Origin of the sequence: Pseudomonas donghuensis, from assembly GCF_000696345.2 — a bacterium.
GTDB classification, from domain to species: domain Bacteria; phylum Pseudomonadota; class Gammaproteobacteria; order Pseudomonadales; family Pseudomonadaceae; genus Aquipseudomonas; species Aquipseudomonas donghuensis.
The window spans coordinates 2,376,165-2,392,512 of record NZ_CP071706.1 but is presented as its reverse complement, the minus strand read 5'-3'; the positions used below and the strand labels follow the sequence as shown (position 1 = coordinate 2,392,512).

The window sequence follows — 16,348 nt, the reverse complement described above, 5'->3', positions numbered from 1 at the left end:
TCATCCACGCCACCCGTCCGCGGAAAGGGCTGCGCCCAGGTTGTACACCCCACATTCTTGTCTACGACTCCCGGCCTGACAGCGGACAAGGCTCGCACAAGGAGTTCGTATGTCCGCTCGACTGTCGTCGCCGTCCCACGACGGGCGCATCAACCTCGAACAACAACGCAAACGCGCCAAAGAGCTGCTCCAGCGCCTACGCTCGGGTGCCGCACCCGCACAGCTGGCACTGCTCAGCCCTGCTCCGGCCTCACCCCGCCTGGCCGATGCCCAGTGGCTGATCGCCCGCGACCTGGGCTTTGCCAGTTGGCCCACGCTCAAGGCGCATATCGACGCCATCGATTTTGCCGCCCGCCACCGGCAATTCGCTGCCGATGACGAAGCCGCTACCCAGCATTGGCGCTGCGGCAACGACATCAGCCACAGCTTGCGCCTGGCCGGGTTCACCGGCGCCTTCCACATGCTCAGCGACCCTCTGGTCATGGGCCCGGTGCGTGATTTGCCGACAGCGCCGTACCGCACCCTGCGCTGCGACTACATCAGCCAGGCCTATGGCCTGGAGCAGGTGCAGGTGCAGCGCAAGATGGAGGATGAATACGCGGCCCTGGCCCGGCTCGACGGCTGCCCTGGCGCGGTGCTCTGGTGCGAGGCGGATGCCTATGACCAGTTGTTTTTGATCCGCGTGCTGGCCGGGCTGCACAACCCGCCGCAGCGCCTGGAGCTGATCGAGATCGACCGCGTGCCCGGGGTCGAACGCTTTATCGGCATCGGCCAATTGGCCCCGGACGTGCTGGCCTGGTTGTGGCCGCAGCGCCGGGCAGTGGACGCGCCAATGCTGCAACTGGCGCGCGAGGCCTGGGCCGCGTATTGCGCACCGTCGCCGCAGGCCTGGGCACAGTTGGCCCATCGGCACGACCTGGCCCTGCCCTTGCTCGCCCCTGCGCTATTGCGCCAGCTGCAGGAGCTGCCCGGGGTGGACGATGGCTTGTCGCTCAGCGAACGCCTGGCGGTGCAGATCATCAGCGAATTCGGCCAGGTGCCGTTCGGCCGGGTGTTTGCCGAATTGATGGGCAAGCGCGAGCCGCTGCCCTATCTGGGCGACATGATGTTCCACGCCTTGCTGCGCCCGCTGATCGATTCGCCCACGCCGCTGCTCAACGAAGCCCAGGCTGAGCTGGAATGGCCGCGTCGGCCTTTGAGCCTCACCCCTTTGGGCGAGCAGGTGCTGGCGGGCCAGGCCTACTGGCTTGACCAGCAGGCCTCCGAACGCTGGGTCGGTGGTGTGCGCGTGCTGGCCGGGCAAGGTCACTGGGCGCTGGGCCGCGACCTGTGGCCGGTGTGGCGCGCAAAGACGGATTTTGTCGGGCAGAGGTAGCGCCGTGCCCATAGAGGCAGGTCGATACAGCGCCTGGCTCAGCGTTGCACGGCGGTGGTTTTCAGCCAGGTCTGAAAGTGCAGCGAGCCAACGATGGCACCGGCATCCGGGGTCAACGAACAGTCGTTGATCGGTGCGCCAAAATAGGTGGCCGCAGGGTCGGTAATGACTTCCCGGGCATCTTGATTGTGCTGCAGGTAGCTGCGCACGAAATCGGCCAGCGGCAGGCGATCGGGGCCGGCGACTTCCAGGGTGCGGTTGGCCGGCGCTTGCTCGACGAGGTTGGCCAGGGTCAGGGCCACGTCCGATGAGGCCACCGGCTGCAAGGTGGCGTTGGCCAGGCGCACGCAGTTGCCTTCGGCGCCGGAATAGGCAATGGCGCCCATGAACTCGAAAAACTGCGTGGCACGCAGGATGGTGTAGGGCCTGTTCGAGGCCTTGATCAGTTGCTCCTGGGCCAGCTTGGCGCGAAAGTAACCGCTGTCCTGCATGCGTTCGGTGCCGACCACCGACAGGGCGATGTGGTGACCAACCGCGGCCTTCTGTTCCGCGGCCAGCAGGTTGCGCCCCGAGGTCTGGAAAAATGCCAGCACGGCGGCGTCTTCGAAAGACGGTGAATTGGCGACATCGACCACCACGTCGGTGCCCTGCAGCGCCTGTTCCAGGCCTTCGCCGGTGAGGGTGTCGACGCCGGTCCGGGGCGAGGCGGCGAGCACCTTGTGGCCGTTGGCGCGCAGGTTGTTGCACAACTGGGTGCCGATCAGGCCGGTACCACCGATCACGACGATTTTCATGGCTGCTTCTCCCGAGGAGTGTCGCAACCCGTTATTTTACGCCGCGCAGCGCTGGCCCGCGCGTCAGCAGACGAGCGTCATCCTGGCTGATCCGGTACAGTACGCGCCGCTCGAGAGATAGATCCCGGGCCAATTGTCATGGAGTTATGCAGTGAAAAACCTGAGCAAAGTTGTCGCCTGCGGCCTGTTCGTCCTGGCCCTGGCAGGTTGCACCGGCACCCCGATGAAAACCCAGCAGTACAACGCCGACCAGTACACCGTGATCGGCCACAGCGAAGCGAGCGCCACCGGCTTGCTGGTGCTGGGCATCATCCCGGTGCGCCAGAACAGCCGCTTTGTCCGTGCGCAAAATGCCGCGATCAAGGCCAAGGGCGGCGATGCGATGATCAACACCCAGGTCCAGGAAAACTGGTTCTGGGCCTGGGTTCTGACCGGTTACACCACCAAGGTATCGGGTGATGTGGTCAAGCTGAACAACGTTCAGTAACGCCCGAACTGCGAGCGCTTCGCGCTCGATCGCGGGCAAGCCCGCTCCCACAATGGAACTGTACACACCACCCCTGTGGGAGCTGGCTTGCCAGCGATGAGGCCGGTACAGCCAGCACACCAGGTTTGCCTGAATTACGAGCGCTTCGCGCTCGATCGCGGGCAAGCCCGCTCCCACAGGGTTGGTGCTGGACCCGCGATCAGACCATCACCATAGCAAAAGCCGGTGATGCCAACCTTGCCGGTGGTTGCCGGATGCTTCATCAGCCATTCGATCACGGCGAAAGGGCCAAGGCGGTGCTCACTGGCTGAGGGCGATGGCCCACAAGCATAGTAGGCGTGGGCAAATAGCGTATGATCTGCCCGCCCTTCCACGAGGCTCCTCATCCCATGCCAATGAGCAAACGCGAACAGGCGCAGCTTGACCGCCGTCTGGTCGCTACCCTGACCAATGCCTGCGAGACCGCCAAGGCCGAAATCGTCGGTTTTGCCTGGCTCACTCACCTGGTCGACTACACCCGCTTCCCTTCCAGTTTGCAGGTGATCTGGGTATTCGAAAGCCGGGCCGCCAAAGACCACGCCCTGGCCAGCGGGCAAGGTGAGCGGATGATCGAGCTGACTGCTTTAGCGTTGCAGGACGCCGACGTCGAATTGCGCCCGCTTGCACCCCACGTGCAGTTCGACGTCGAAAAACGAGGCTGACACATGGCCAAGGACATCGAGAACCCCTGCATCGCCGTGTGCCAACTAAGCGGCGACCTGTGCCTGAGTTGCGGCCGCAGCAAGGACGACATCCGCAAATGGAAGCGCATGAAGCGCCCGGAAAAAATGGCTGCTGTGCAACGCGCCACCCAACGGATGAAAAGCCTGAAAAAAGCCAAAGGCTAACGCTTCAGGCACCTGCACCCTGAGTCAAGAAATCGATGAAGGCCCGAACCCGTAGCGGCACATGGCGGGCATGAGGGTACAGCAGGATGAACGGCCGTGAAGTGCCGCCATAGGGCGTCAGCACTTCCAGCAGCTGGCCGCTGTCGAGCTCCTGCTGCACAGTAAAGCGATACGCCTGCATCAACCCCGCGCCGCTTTTGACCAGAGTGGCGGTGGCGAGAAAGTCTTCCAGGCAGGTGATGCCACCGGCCACCTCCAGCTCCACGCGCTTGCCGTCGACCATGAACGACCAGGGCACCTTGCGCCCACTGCTGGGCAGTTCGAACTGAATGCACTGGTGAGTGGCCAGGTCATGCGGCGTCTGCGGCGTGCCCGCTTCACGCAGGTACTGCGGCGTCGCCACGATCACCAGCTCGGCGTCTTCCAGGCGCCGGGCGATCAGACGCGAGTCGGCCGGCTCGCGGCCGCGAATGGCCAGGTCGTAGCCTTCATCGGCAAAGTCGATGTTGCGGTTGCTGACGTGAATGTCGATCTGCACCTGCGGATACAACTGGCGGAACCCGGCCAGCCTGGGCAGCAAGCGAAAGTGGGCATAGGGCGTCGGCACGCTGATGCGCAGCAGCCCGGACGGCACGGCCTGGCCACCGCTGAGCGCACGCTCGGCATCCACCAGCTGGCTCAGGGCCTGGCGGCACTGCTCGTAGTAGCGGCGCCCGCCGTCGGTCAGGCGCATCTGCCGGGTGGTGCGCACGAACAGGCGCACGCCGAGGCGTTCTTCCAGGCGCGCCACCGAACGGCTGACCGCCGCCGGCGTCACCCCGGCCAGGGTCGCCGCGCCGGTAAAGCTGCTGGTTTCGGCAGCCAGGCAGAACAGCTCGATACTGCCCAGTTGAAGGTCGTCGAAATGGCGGGTCATGACGGCTCAATTGATTACATGGAGTATCAATTCAAATTCCATGCACACCATTTTTCAATACCTGCTTGCAAATTAAAGTCTGCCTCACCTGCCCGGCAACCCTGCCTGGCCCACTGGAGACTGACCATGCACACCGCCAAGACTGTCATCGTAACCGGCGCCTCGAGCGGCCTGGGTTTTGCCATCGCCAAGGCTTACCTTGAGCGCGGCGACAATGTGGTCGGCAACGCCCGCACCCTCGCCCGCCTGCAAGAGGCTGCCGCCAAGCTCGGCAACCCGGCCAACCTGTTGCTGGTCGAAGGTGATATTGCCCTGCCGCAAACGGCGCGCAAGCTGTTCGAGCAAGCCATCGAAGCCTTCGGCAAGGTCGATATCCTGGTCAACAACGCCGGGATCTTCATTGCCAAACCGGTCGCCGACTACACCGAAGCCGAGGTTGAAGCCATCGTCGACACCAACCTCAAGGGTTTCTTCTACCCGGCCCAGGCCGCAGCCCGGCACATGGCCAACAACGGCGCCGGGCATATCGTCAACATCACCGCCTCCATCGCCCTGCAGCCGAACATCAAGGTGCCGGCGCTGCTGCCGGTGCTGATCAAGGGCGGCATCAACCAGGCGGTGCGTGCCCTGGCCCTGGAGCTGGCGCCGTCGCAGGTGCAGGTCAATGCCGTGGCCCCGGGGATCATCGATACCCCACTGCATGGCGATGACCCGCAGACCCGCGAGGCCCTCAAAGCCCTGGCGCCCACCGGGCAGGTCGGCTCGCCAGAGGATGTGGTCGACGCGGTGCTCTACCTGACGGACTCTACTTTTGTCACCGGCACGGTGATTGCCGTGGACGGTGGTTCGGCGACGGGTACCTGGTAAATCACACAGAGGAAACAAGCATGCCGTATGTCCATATTCGCGTGACCGATGAAGGCGTCACCCGCGAGCAGAAGCAGCAGTTGATCGAACAGACCACCGAGATGCTCGAGCGGGTGTTGAACAAACCACCGGCGTCGACCTTCGTGGTGATCGAGGAAGTCAATACCGATAACTGGGGCGTGGGAGGCGAGACGGTGACGACGCTGCGCAAGCGAGAAAAAGGCTAACCCCATCGCCGGCCAGCCAGCTACCCCCCAATCGCACGGCGAAGGGACGGATGGCTGGCCCGCACGGTAGAATCGCGCCATTGCCGTTTCTGCCTGGAGTCCCCCCTACCGATGCCCGTCCTCCACCACTTCGTCGCCCCGCCCGCGGAGCCGATCAAAAGCCAGATCCTGCAGATGGTGGTCGACTACCTGACCGACATCAGCAGCGTCGCCCTGCCACCGAGCAACCCGCTGTACAGCCTGTACCAATACGGCATCGGTTTCGAAGTGCATCTGTACCTGGAGGCCATGGACGGCTCGCGTGGCATTCCGGTCGAGCTGATCGTGGCCATGGACCTCGACGATCCCGAGCAGGTGGTGGGCTTCCTGTTGTACCTGCCACTCACGGATGATCCCCTGGCGTGCTCGGTCGCCTACCTTGCCGTGCAGGCCAGCCACCGGCACCAGGGCATCGCCCGCGCCATGCTGGCGCAGATGACCGCACGCTACCCGCATGCCGAGCTTGGCTGCGTGGCAAGCAAGGTGCCGGTCTTCGAGGCCCTGGGCTTTCAGGTGATTGGCGCACGTGGCCCGCAGGTGTTGATGAACACCCGCGCCCAGGCCAGCGCCGGCATGGCGGCGGTGCTGGACATCGCACCGATCTACCGCACCCTGGAAGTGCAGCAGATTCACAGCTACCTGCTCAAGCAACACGGCAAGCGGGCCATGGTCGATGCCGAGAAACAGCGCGACCGCCACCTCGACCAGCTCAGCCGCAAGGCGCGGGCCCTGGCCCTCGAGCGCCTGGGTGAAGGGCCATGGCTGGACGGTGGTCGCGGGCTGCGGCTGGTCTAGCCGGCCTTCGCCACCTGGCTCATCAGCACCTGCAGCACGTACTGGGTGCCCTGCTCCACCTCGCCCTGGCGGCAGGCGATGCCCAGGTGCCGCCACAGACCCGGGCGCAGCGGGCGCATGCTGATTCGCCCGTCCGGTTCCGGCGCTGCCGACTCATGGGGCAGCAAGGTCGCGCCGTAACCCGCCGCTACCAGGCTTTTCACCGCATCGTTGTAGTTGAGCTGGATGCGCGCTTGCGGTTGCAGGCCGGCGCTGGCGAACCAGTCGTTGGTGACCCGCGACAGTTGGGTAGTGCTGTCGTTGAGGATCAAGGCGCGGCTGGCCAGCCAGGCCGGGCTGATGCGCGCCGGCGGCGACCAGCTTGCGGGGACGAAGGCCATGATCGGGTCGCGCCGCCACGGGCGAATCGCCAGGCCCTTGATCGCCGCTTGCGGCAGTGCCACCAGGCCGATGTCGAGGCTGCCGTCCTGCAGGCGGGCCAGCGATTCGCTGGAAGTCAGCACCTGTACCTGGACGTCGATGCCCGGGTGCTGCACGCCGAGGAGGTCCAGTGCCTGCGGCAGCAAATGGGCGATGGCGCCGGTCGAGGCGCCCAGGCGCACCCGCCCGGCCAGGCCCTGGACCTGACGCTGGACATCATCCAGCGCCTGTTCGGCATCGGCCAGCAGGCGCCGGGCGCGTTCGAGCAGGGTTTCACCGATGGCCGTGGGACGGACCTGCCCGCGTTTGCGCGACAGCAACGGCGCGCCGATGCGCGCCTCGAGGTCGGCAATGTGCAGGCTGACCGTGGGCGGCGCCAAGTTGAGCGCCCGCGCCGCCTGGGCGAAGGAGCCAAGGTCGGCGATCACCACCAGGGTACGCAGCCGGTCGAGGCTGATTTCACGCATGGGCTTGGCATTCAGAAAAAGTGAAGCTGAGCATCATGATATTCAAATTTTCTTTCGTCCAGCCGCAGGTGAAGATGGCCGCTCATTTGTAGCCTTTGCACGAGAGCATCCATGCACCAGCCCCTAGTCTTTATCGACGGCGACCAAGGCACCACCGGCCTGCAAATCCACGCTCGCCTGAACGGCCGCAACGACCTGCGCCTGCTGACCCTGCCGGCGGCCGAGCGCAAGAACCCGCAGCGGCGCGCCGAAGCGATCAACAGCGCCGACGTGGCGATCCTCTGCCTGCCGGACGATGCCGCCCGTGAAGCCGTGGCGGCCATCGTCAACCCGCACGTGCGCGTGATCGACGCCAGCTCCGCGCACCGCACCAGCGCGGGTTGGGTCTATGGTTTACCGGAGCTGGATGAACAACAGGCCGAGCGCATCGCCCGGGCCAAGCGGGTCAGCAACCCCGGTTGCTACCCCACTGGCGCCATCGCCTTGTTGCGGCCGTTGGTCAGCGCAGGGCTGGTGCCGGCGGACTATCCGCTGACCGTGAACGCGGTGTCGGGTTACTCCGGTGGTGGCCGTGCGGCGGTCGAGCAGCATGAAGGGCCGGATGCGCAGGCGGCCCAGGGTGTGCGGGTGTATGGCTTGCACCTGGATCACAAGCATGTGCCGGAGATTGCGCAGCATGCCGGGTTGTCGCAACGGCCGGTGTTCGTACCCAGCTATGGCAGCTACCGTCAGGGCATTGTGCTGACCATTGCCCTGCAGACCCGGCTGCTGCCGGCGGGCGTGACTGCCGCGCATGTGCAGGCGTGCCTGGCTGAACATTACCACGGTGCCCGGTATGTGCAGGTGGCGCCGCTGCAGCTAGGTGCGTCGGCGGTGCAACTGGACCCGCAAGCGGTCAACGACAGCAACGACCTGCGCCTGGCCGTGTTTGCCAATGAGCAGCATGGCCAGGTGCTGCTGACGGCGGTGTTCGACAACCTCGGCAAAGGCGCTTCGGGCGCGGCGGTGCAGAACCTGGAGCTGATGCTGGCGGCGATGGGCTGAGTGTGCATCGGGGCTGCTGCGCAGCCCATCGCCGGCAAGCCAGCTCCCACAGGGATTGTGCATGCAGGTCCACTGTGGGAGCCGGTCTTGCTGGCGATGGGGCGCGAAGCGGCCCCTCATATCACCTGCAACACTTGCAACGGCACCCACCCCGACGCGCGCCCCTTGCTACACCATACCCACCCGTTCAACTGCCGGCCACCCACCAGGCAATCACCGGCCTGCACCTCCAGCTCCCGGGCGCAGTAGTCTTCCAGGGCAATGCCCTGATCATCGCCAAGCCGCTCAATCACCTGCCCCGGCACCCAGCCAGCCGATTGCCCGGCGGTGCTGCACCAGTACCAATTGTCCCACCCCTCCTCACCGTCATAGCGCTCGCCGATGCTCAGTGGCGCCCCCTTGGCAAAGGTAATGGGCTCGGGGTATTCACTTCGGTGCGCTTCGATCACCCGGAACTTCACTGGGTTTCACCTCCATTTGAAAATCGCCGGCACTGCCGCCATCCTCAGCGGCCTGCCTCTTATGCGGATCGCTCAGCAGGGAAGAATATTGTCATGTGTGCAAGCTGCAGGATATCGGCCAGGGCGCTGGCTTGCGATCAGGAAATTACGTAGCATCCCTCGCTTTTTTCCCGACGGCACCCCGCTGCCGGGCCGCTCTTCAGGTAGGTCATGAGAACAACCCCGCTACGCACTGATGTCCTGGCAGGACTCACCACAGCCTTCGCCCTGGTGCCCGAGTGCATCGCCTTCGCCCTGGTGGCCCACCTCAACCCGTTGATGGGCCTGTATGGCGCCTTCATTATCTGCACCCTGACCGCCCTGCTCGGTGGCCGCCCAGGGATGATTTCCGGCGCGGCCGGCTCCATGGCCGTGGTCATCGTCGCCCTGGTGGTCACCCACGGCGTGCAATACTTGCTGGCCACCGTGCTGCTCGGCGGGCTGATCATGATCGCCTTCGGCCTGCTGCGCCTGGGCAAGCTGGTGCGCATGGTGCCGTATTCGGTGATGCTCGGCTTCGTCAACGGCCTGGCGATCATCATTGCCCTGGCCCAGCTTGAGCACTTCAAGGCCGATGGCGCCTGGCTCAGCGGTGCGCCGCTGTACCTGATGCTGGGGCTGGTGGCACTGACCATGGCCATCGTCTACCTGTTGCCACGCCTGACCCGCAGCGTGCCGCCGGCGTTGATCGCGATCCTTGCCATGGGCGTCGGGGTCTACCTGCTCGACCTGCCGACCCGCACCCTCGGCGACCTGGCGCACATCGCCGGGGACCTGCCGGCCTTGAACTGGCCGCAGGTGCCGTGGAACCTTGAGACCCTGCAGGTCATCGCCCCCTACGCGCTGCTCATGGCCCTGGTCGGCCTGCTGGAAACCCTGCTGACCCTCAACCTCACCGACGAGATCAGCGAAACCCGCGGCCACCCCAACCGCGAGTGCGTAGCGCTGGGCGTAGCCAACATGACCTCCGGGCTGTTCGGCGGCATGGGCGGTTGCGCGATGATCGGCCAGACCGCGATCAACTTGAGCTCCGGCGGCCGCGGGCGGCTGTCGGGCGTGGTCGCCGGGGTGATGATCCTGATGTTCGTGCTGTTTCTGTCGCCGCTGATCGAGCGTATTCCGCTGGCGGCGCTGGTGGGAGTGATGTTCGTGGTCGCCCAGCAGACCTTCTCGTGGGCGTCATTGCGGGTGCTGCACAAGGTCCCGGTCAACGATGTCCTGGCGATCATCGCCGTGACCCTGGTGACGGTGTTCACCGACCTTGCTGCGGCAGTGCTGTGCGGCATCGTCATCGCTGCGCTCAATTTTGCCTGGCAACAGGCCCGCGAACTGTATGCCGACAGCCATGACGAAAGCGACGGCAGCAAGCTCTACAAGGTCCATGGCACGCTGTTCTTCGCCTCGACCGCGCCGTTCCTCAACCAGTTCGACCCGGCCAATGACCCGGCCCAGGTGACCCTCGACTGCCGCCACCTGAACGTCGTTGACTACTCGGCGATTGCCGCGCTCAAGACCCTGCGCGAGCGCTACAGCAACAACGGCAAGCACCTGCGCGTGGTGCACCTGTCCGAGCGCTGCAAGCAGCTGCTCAAGCGTGCCGGGCTTGAGCACTAAGGCGCCTTACGGCGCGCCGAACATCGCCGTCCAGTAGATCCCGGCATCGCTTTTGGGGTCGACCGCGTAGGCCGCGCCCAGCTCGCTGAACAGCGGGTTCATCAGGTTGGCGCAGTGGCCGGGGCTGGCCAGCCAGCCATCGACCACCTTGCGCGGGGTGTCTTGCCCGGCGGCGATGTTCTCGCCGACCTGCTGGCCGGCATACCCGGCAAGCTCGGCACGATCGCCCGGGGTACGGCCGTCGCGGTCCTTGTGGTCAAAGACATTGTTGTTGGCCATGCCCCGCGTGTGGCTCTCGGCAGCGCCGGCCAGGGTGGCGTTCCAGGCCAACGGCGTGGTGGCGTTGAATGGCTGGCCGCCGCACTGGCGCGCCTGGCCGCGCGCGCTGTTGATCATCTCCAGGACCTTCTGCCCTTCGGCCTGCCAGTCGCCCAGACGCCCGGCCAGCAACGGCCGCGCCAGGACGATGCGCCAATCGCGGCCCTCGCGGCTGACCCCGACATCGACGAATTGCGGGTCGAGCACTACCTGGCAGAAACTCTCCTGCACCGCCTTCATGGCAGACTGCGCATCCCGCGGCCCAGACAGGCTGATGGCCTGGACGTTGACCATCGGGTAGCTCTTTTGCGCCAGGACCGCGCGCAGGTCGCCCATGCTGTTGGCCGGCAACACCAGGCGCGGATCGCTGGCCAGCGGCGGCAATTCCATCGAAGCCTGGCCGGCGCAGCGCTGGGCCTGGCTGCGGTAGGCGTTGATCGACTCGACCAGCTGCGACTCGTCACTGGCCTGGGCCGTCACGGTAAACGCCAGCCCCAGCGACACAGCCGCCAGGTGCACAACGGATGAGATGACGCGCATGTAAATCTCCCTTGAACGGACTGTGCCCATGATGCGCGATTTGTCCGTCAGCGGGCAGTGCCTGGGCAGCAAAACCTGCTGGTGGTCGGTTGGAATGATTGGTCGGCCGTGTTGTCGATTCAATAGAGGGCGCTCAACTGCAGGGCGCCGCTGGCGATAGCTACAGGCCGGCATTCAATTCGACGGGTTAGCAGTGAAAGGGGCTGACCATGCGCCTTGCCATTCTCATCACTTGCCTTGCTCTCGCCCTGCTCCTGGCGGATAGTGCCGCTGCGCAAAACCAGGCCCGGGAGGCCGAAGAAAAAGCCCAGGTGCTGGAGCAAAAAGCCGCCAGCAACCCCGATGCGCCACCCGCGCCCAGGTCCCAAGCCATCACCAGGACCGAAGTCCAGGCCGTCGACCCGGCCGGTGCAGCAGCGCTGGATGACGCCATCACCTGCCTTGCGCGCAGCATCTACTGGGAATCCAAGGGCGGTAAAGCCGCGGATATGGAAGCGGTGGCCAATGTGGTGATGAACCGGGTCGGCCACGCGGGCTTTCCCGATTCGGTCTGTGGTGTGGTCAAGCAAGGCTCGGAGCAAGGCGCCTGCCAGTTTTCCTGGTGGTGCGATGGCCGCTCGGACGATGTCCAGGAAGAGGTGCGCTACACCCTGGCCAAGGAGATCGCCCGCAAGGCCCTGAACAGGCAATTGCCTGATCGCACCGGCGGCGCCCTGTACTTCCACGACCGGCACGTGCGGCCGGACTGGTCGAAAAGCTATGCCCGAACGGCCGAGACCCGTGAGTTTCTGTTCTACAAGCCGCGTAAGGGCAAGTCACACTAGCTCAATAGAAGTCGTAATAGAGCGCCCACTCGCCGCTGGCGCGATGCTTCCAGAACATCAGGCTACCGCTGTCGACCACGTTGAGGTTGATCTTGGCATCGGATGAAATCTGGAAGACGAACTCGAAACCTTCGCCAGGGTCGACGCCCGATTGGCAGAACGACGGATAGCCGCCGATCTTGTGCTCGTAGGCGTGGGTGGTCACTTCGTAGTAGCTCTCGATGTCCCCTGCCCGTTCCAACTTGAGGATTTCCTCGACCAGGTCGTCCGGCACGCCCGCGCCATCCCACAGCGGATAGTCCTCGTCGAGTTTTTCAGCCCGCAAGGGGAAGGCCTTGAGGAAGGAATTGGCGACCGGCAGGTCCTTGCGCGCCAGCTCATCGTCAGCGCGGTATTCCCGGATCAACCAATTGTTGCCCATGGCTTCGAACTGATCCGGGAAGGGATAGCCGACGAACAGGGTGAGGGTGCGGATGCCCTTGAGCGCCGGGCTGCTGAACGGCAGGCTCGGCAGGTGGAACTGGGCCACGGGCAACAGCGGCTCGCCGTCGGCGTTGGTCGGTACGCCCTCATCCGGGCGGTAGAAGAATACCCGGCCGAGCCAGCTTTCTTCATCGCTGTTACTGGGGCGAAAACCACCGGCGAAAAAGCGCGTGGCGGGTTTGGCCAGGCGTTGTTTGATTGCTTGAATGTCCATATTACTCATCTATTTGACAGGCCCTATCGCGGGGCAAGCCCGCTCCTACAGGTGTGCTCTGCAGCCTGTGGGAGCGGCGCTTGCCCCGCGATGCATTTTAACTGCGCACCACCATCGCCTTGATGGTCTCGAACAACTCCTGCTGCGCCTGCTCCGCCGTAATCTCACCGTTCGCCGCAGAATGAGACAACGCCTCGGCCGCGCCGATCATCGCCCGCAATCCCGCGACGCCAATCTCGCCACGGCCACTGAACGGCTCCAGCAGCGCCCGGCATTTGCCCATGAACACCGCCTCGTACTCGCGCTTGAGCTGCTCAAGCTCCGGCGAGCTGGCCAGCGCGGCGATCACCCCGGGAATCTCCCGGCCCTGGGTCAAGACGCAGTCGACGTAGGAGCTGGCAATCACCGCAGCGGTACTTTCAAGCGTCGGCTCACTGGCGGCCAGGGCGGCATCCATCACCGCCGTCTGGCGCACATCAAAGGACTGATACAGCGCCGCAAGCAGCCCCGAACGGGTACCAAAATGGTCATAGACCACCGGTTTGGTAACCCCGGCCAACTCAGCCAGGCGCCCCAGGGTCAGGGCTTCGGTACCCTCCTCACGGATCAGGTGCCAGGCCACGTCCAGGAGCTGCTGCTGACGGTCTTCCCGGGACAGGCGCCGACGCGGTTGCGGATCGCTTGACATGCTTACCTACCAAAAGTAACTTACCAAAGGTAACTTATACCCAGCATACAAGTTATGCCCCTTCCCCGCAATTCGCAGGAGTCCTTGCCATGCACGCACTTGTGGTTGTCGCTCATCATGATCCGCGCTCGCTGACCCACAGCCTGGCGGCCACGTTCGCTGAAGGCCTGGCGCACAACGGCGATCGCGCCGAAGTCGTCGACCTGTACGGCGAAGGCTTCAACCCGCTGTTCGGCCCTGCCGACCACGCGGTCCACCATCGCGCAACAGCGCCCGCCGATGTGCTCGCCGAGCAGGCGCGCATCGACCGCAGCGATGCCCTGGTGCTGATCTATCCGGTGTACTGGTGGTCGATGCCGGCGCTGCTCAAGGGCTGGATCGATCGGGTCTTCGTCAATGGCTGGGCCTTCGACTTCAGCCCCCAGGCCCCCCTGGTGAAAAGGCTGCGGCACCTCAATGTGCACCTGGTCGGCGTCGGCGGCGCCGATGCCGCAACCTATGCCAGGCATGGCTATGAGCAGGCAATGAAGACCCAGATCGATCACGGCATCTTCGATTACTGCGGCGCCCGGGTGCTGAGCTCGACCTTGCTGCTGGACTCGGAAAGCGCAGACCCCGGCGCCCACCTTCAAAGCATGTTCGAGCGCGGCCGCACCTTGTTCGCCGAAGTGCCCGAGCCCCCTGAAGCGGCGGCCTGCTCGAGACCAAGCGATCCATTGATGCCGCTGGTGAGCTGAGCGGCTCAGGCATGTGACAGCAACGCAAACATCAGCCTGGCATCCTCGATGAACCGGCCGGCCTGGCCCAGCACGAACAGGCTGTCATCGGACTCCAGCGGCTGCGCCTCGAAGCCGCTGACATCCAGCGGCGCAAACCCCAGCACCACCCGCGTGGTCTGGGGCGTGCAGAGCTGTGCAATCAGCGTCTGCAGGTCGAGCGCTTGCCTGGCGAATACGTCATAGAGCGTCATAACGATGCGCCCATCATGGGCCAATGCACAGGGCTGGTAGCCCTCGCCCCAATAGCCATCCTGGTACCACTGCTCGAAATCGAACTCGAACGTCTGGTGGGTCAAGGCGTTGAAGCTGGCGCGCAGCCGCGTATCGTCCTTGAAGTGTTCCAGCAGACTGAACTGCTGGCCCGCGAGTGACAGGTCCATTCTCTTTCCCTTGCTTCGTCTGGGCGCCACCCTATAACTGCCCCCACGGACAGTCTGTAGGTAAATTGTAAAGCGGCGCCCCTGCAGGTGATTGCACCTTGCCTTACTGCACAGGTAATATTGAGAACGATTCACACTAACACCTTCGGAAACGCCAACCGGTGCCAACCTCCTCCACCCGCAAGCTGGGCTTTTTTTTCAGCGACCACCACCGTTGGCTCCTGCAGCATATCCACAAGCGCCTGCGCAACCGCGCCGATGCCGAAGACACCGCCGCCGAGACCTTCTGCCAGATGCTCGCGGCCCAGGTCGACCCTGCGAGTATCCAGCAGCCGCGCGCCTACCTGTCGACCATCGCCCGCCGGTTGATTTTCGACCGCCATCGCCGTCGCCAGCTGGAGCTGGCCTACCTGGAACGTTTGTCGGCCCTGCCCGAGCCGCTGGCGCCCTCCCCCGAGGAGCAACTGCTGCTGATCGAGGCACTGGTGAGCATCGACCGGGTGCTCGACGGCCTGCCGATGATCGTCAAGGCCACCTTCCTCTACAGCCAGCTCGATGGCATGAGCTACGTCGATATCGCGCGCAAGCTCGACCTCTCCGAGCGCACCGTCAGCCGCTACATGAAGCAAGCCCTGAGCCAGTGCTACCTCAGTGAGCTGGCGCCATGAACCCGCGCCGCCTCGACCCAAGCGCAGAAGCCGCCATCGACTGGATGGTGCGCTTGAGTTCGGGCAACACCGACGCCCAGTTGCACAGCGACTTCAGCCAGTGGCTGGGCAGCGACCCGGCTCACGCCCAGGCCTGGGCACACTTGCAAGAGCGCCTTGGCGGTGCCTGCCAGACCGTGCGCAACTTCGAGCGCCGCGCCCCCGGCCAGGCCGGTGAGGCTCGCCAGCTGTTGCTGCAAGCCAATGGCTCTCGGCGCGAACTGCTGCGTGCCTTCGTCGGTATCGGCGTGCTCGGCGGTGGCCTGTGGCTGGGTGCGCGCAGTGAGATGGGCGAAGCGCTGCTGGCCGATTTGCGCACAGCCAGGGGCGAGCGCCGGGACTTCACCCTGGCCGACGGCAGCCGGCTCAGCCTGAATGCCGGCAGCGCCGCCGACCTGCAGTTCGATGCCCGTCAACGGCTGGTGATCCTGCGCCGTGGCGAACTGATCATCCAGGTCGCCGCCGACCCGCAGCGGCCGTTGCGGGTGCGTAGCGCCCAAGGTGAAATGCGCGCCCTCGGCACGCGCTTTCTGGTCAGCCAGGAGGCCGAGGCCACGCGCCTGGTAGTGCTTGAGCATTCGGTACGGGCGCGGCTGTTCAACGGCAGCGAGCTGGAGGTGCAGGAAGGCCAGGCCGCGTTGCTGCGCGGCGAACGCATCGAGGCCCTGGGCAATGGCGAGCGCCAGCGTGCCGACTGGCTCAGCGGGCGCCTGAATGTGCTGGATGATTCCCTCGCCTCCGTGGTCGAGGCGCTACGCCCCTACTACCGAGGGTTTGTCCGGGTCGAACCCGAGGTTCGCGGGCTGCGCGTGCAAGGTGTATTCCCGTTGGACGAACCGCAGCGGGCCTTCGCCGCACTGGCCGAAACCCTGCCGGTCAAGGTCGATCAATACAGCCCCTGGCTGACGCTGATTCGGGCCAAGAATCAGCGTCAAGAATAATTTATGAAAATCACTCGTATTTGTGTCCGGTTTTCATTTCTC

21 protein-coding genes and 1 pseudogene are annotated in these 16,348 nt (G+C 64.8%); 13 read left to right on the top strand and 9 right to left on the bottom strand.

Going from position 1 to position 16,348, the window contains the following annotated elements:
- Positions 1-109 precede the first annotated feature (109 nt).
- Positions 110-1,375, top strand: coding sequence for a DUF1835 domain-containing protein (locus BV82_RS11115; RefSeq protein ID WP_036996114.1), 1,266 nt, complete (start codon positions 110-112; stop codon positions 1,373-1,375).
- Positions 1,376-1,413: 38 nt separating this feature from the next.
- Here BV82_RS11115 and BV82_RS11110 read toward each other — a convergent pair whose 3' ends face one another.
- The gene (locus tag BV82_RS11110; RefSeq protein ID WP_010225548.1) at positions 1,414-2,169 is read right to left on the bottom strand and encodes an SDR family oxidoreductase; all 756 of its coding nucleotides are present in this window, start codon (positions 2,167-2,169) and stop codon (positions 1,414-1,416) included.
- Positions 2,170-2,320: 151 nt separating this feature from the next.
- Here BV82_RS11110 and BV82_RS11105 point away from each other — a divergent pair, with 151 nt between their 5' ends.
- A complete protein-coding gene (locus BV82_RS11105; protein WP_010225545.1) occupies positions 2,321-2,656 on the top strand; it encodes a hypothetical protein in 336 nt (111 codons plus the stop codon).
- Between the two features lie 200 nt (positions 2,657-2,856).
- Here BV82_RS11105 and BV82_RS11100 read toward each other — a convergent pair.
- Positions 2,857-2,940 (bottom strand): annotated as a pseudogene (locus tag BV82_RS11100) (CocE/NonD family hydrolase); the annotation flags it as partial.
- Between the two features lie 105 nt (positions 2,941-3,045).
- Here BV82_RS11100 and BV82_RS11095 point away from each other — a divergent pair.
- Entirely contained in the window at positions 3,046-3,357 is a 312-nt protein-coding gene (locus BV82_RS11095) for a hypothetical protein (RefSeq protein WP_051636786.1), read from the top strand.
- Between the two features lie 3 nt (positions 3,358-3,360).
- Positions 3,361-3,543, top strand: coding sequence for a DUF1289 domain-containing protein (locus BV82_RS11090; RefSeq protein ID WP_010225542.1), 183 nt, complete (start codon positions 3,361-3,363; stop codon positions 3,541-3,543).
- A gap of 4 nt (positions 3,544-3,547) precedes the next feature.
- On the opposite strand, the gene BV82_RS11085 is transcribed toward BV82_RS11090, so the two are convergent.
- Positions 3,548-4,459 carry a LysR family transcriptional regulator gene (locus tag BV82_RS11085; protein ID WP_010225539.1) on the bottom strand — a complete coding sequence of 304 codons (912 nt, stop codon included), beginning with the start codon at positions 4,457-4,459 and terminating at the stop codon, positions 3,548-3,550.
- Between the two features lie 126 nt (positions 4,460-4,585).
- Here BV82_RS11085 and BV82_RS11080 point away from each other — a divergent pair, with 126 nt between their 5' ends.
- From BV82_RS11080 to BV82_RS11070, 3 genes are all read left to right on the top strand, one after another.
- A complete protein-coding gene (locus BV82_RS11080; protein WP_036996115.1) occupies positions 4,586-5,326 on the top strand; it encodes an SDR family NAD(P)-dependent oxidoreductase in 741 nt (246 codons plus the stop codon).
- Positions 5,327-5,346: 20 nt separating this feature from the next.
- Positions 5,347-5,553, top strand: a complete 207-nt coding sequence (locus BV82_RS11075) for a tautomerase family protein (RefSeq protein ID WP_010225536.1) — start codon at positions 5,347-5,349, stop codon at positions 5,551-5,553.
- A 111-nt stretch (positions 5,554-5,664) separates the two neighbouring features.
- Complete coding sequence (locus BV82_RS11070) at positions 5,665-6,387, top strand: GNAT family N-acetyltransferase (RefSeq protein WP_010225535.1); 723 nt, start codon at positions 5,665-5,667, stop codon at positions 6,385-6,387.
- Here the strand turns inward: BV82_RS11070 and BV82_RS11065 are convergent.
- Complete coding sequence (locus BV82_RS11065) at positions 6,384-7,274, bottom strand: LysR family transcriptional regulator (RefSeq protein ID WP_010225534.1); 891 nt, start codon at positions 7,272-7,274, stop codon at positions 6,384-6,386. The genes BV82_RS11070 and BV82_RS11065 overlap by 4 nt on opposite strands.
- A gap of 111 nt (positions 7,275-7,385) precedes the next feature.
- Between BV82_RS11065 and argC the strand changes: the two genes are divergently transcribed.
- Positions 7,386-8,318, top strand: a complete 933-nt coding sequence (gene argC / locus BV82_RS11060; RefSeq protein ID WP_036996116.1) for an N-acetyl-gamma-glutamyl-phosphate reductase — start codon at positions 7,386-7,388, stop codon at positions 8,316-8,318.
- 116 nt (positions 8,319-8,434) lie between these two features.
- On the opposite strand, the gene BV82_RS11055 is transcribed toward argC, so the two are convergent.
- Positions 8,435-8,779: an SH3 domain-containing protein gene (locus tag BV82_RS11055; protein ID WP_010225532.1), complete on the bottom strand. Its 345-nt coding sequence runs from the start codon at positions 8,777-8,779 to the stop codon at positions 8,435-8,437.
- A 210-nt stretch (positions 8,780-8,989) separates the two neighbouring features.
- On the opposite strand from BV82_RS11055, the gene BV82_RS11050 reads away from it, so the two are divergent.
- Positions 8,990-10,432: a SulP family inorganic anion transporter gene (locus BV82_RS11050; protein ID WP_036996117.1), complete on the top strand. Its 1,443-nt coding sequence runs from the start codon at positions 8,990-8,992 to the stop codon at positions 10,430-10,432.
- A gap of 6 nt (positions 10,433-10,438) precedes the next feature.
- On the opposite strand, the gene BV82_RS11045 is transcribed toward BV82_RS11050, so the two are convergent.
- On the bottom strand, positions 10,439-11,290 hold the full coding sequence (locus tag BV82_RS11045; protein ID WP_010225530.1) for a CAP domain-containing protein: 852 nt from the start codon (positions 11,288-11,290) through the stop codon (positions 10,439-10,441).
- A 209-nt stretch (positions 11,291-11,499) separates the two neighbouring features.
- On the opposite strand from BV82_RS11045, the gene BV82_RS11040 reads away from it, so the two are divergent.
- Entirely contained in the window at positions 11,500-12,114 is a 615-nt protein-coding gene (locus BV82_RS11040) for a cell wall hydrolase (protein WP_036996118.1), read from the top strand.
- Position 12,115: 1 nt separating this feature from the next.
- Here BV82_RS11040 and BV82_RS11035 read toward each other — a convergent pair whose 3' ends face one another.
- Positions 12,116-12,811, bottom strand: a complete 696-nt coding sequence (locus tag BV82_RS11035; RefSeq protein WP_036996119.1) for a DUF1963 domain-containing protein — start codon at positions 12,809-12,811, stop codon at positions 12,116-12,118.
- Between the two features lie 97 nt (positions 12,812-12,908).
- Positions 12,909-13,499 carry a TetR/AcrR family transcriptional regulator gene (locus tag BV82_RS11030; protein ID WP_010225524.1) on the bottom strand — a complete coding sequence of 197 codons (591 nt, stop codon included), beginning with the start codon at positions 13,497-13,499 and terminating at the stop codon, positions 12,909-12,911.
- An 89-nt stretch (positions 13,500-13,588) separates the two neighbouring features.
- On the opposite strand from BV82_RS11030, the gene BV82_RS11025 reads away from it, so the two are divergent.
- Positions 13,589-14,236, top strand: a complete 648-nt coding sequence (locus BV82_RS11025) for an NAD(P)H-dependent oxidoreductase (RefSeq protein WP_036996120.1) — start codon at positions 13,589-13,591, stop codon at positions 14,234-14,236.
- Positions 14,237-14,241: 5 nt separating this feature from the next.
- Here the strand turns inward: BV82_RS11025 and BV82_RS11020 are convergent, their stop codons facing one another.
- Positions 14,242-14,658: a hypothetical protein gene (locus tag BV82_RS11020; protein ID WP_010225520.1), complete on the bottom strand. Its 417-nt coding sequence runs from the start codon at positions 14,656-14,658 to the stop codon at positions 14,242-14,244.
- A 161-nt stretch (positions 14,659-14,819) separates the two neighbouring features.
- On the opposite strand from BV82_RS11020, the gene BV82_RS11015 reads away from it, so the two are divergent.
- A complete protein-coding gene (locus BV82_RS11015; RefSeq protein ID WP_010225519.1) occupies positions 14,820-15,326 on the top strand; it encodes a sigma-70 family RNA polymerase sigma factor in 507 nt (168 codons plus the stop codon).
- On the top strand, positions 15,323-16,306 hold the full coding sequence (locus BV82_RS11010) for a FecR domain-containing protein (protein ID WP_010225517.1): 984 nt from the start codon (positions 15,323-15,325) through the stop codon (positions 16,304-16,306). The genes BV82_RS11015 and BV82_RS11010 overlap by 4 nt, the downstream gene beginning before the upstream one ends.
- Positions 16,307-16,348: the final 42 nt, after the last annotated feature.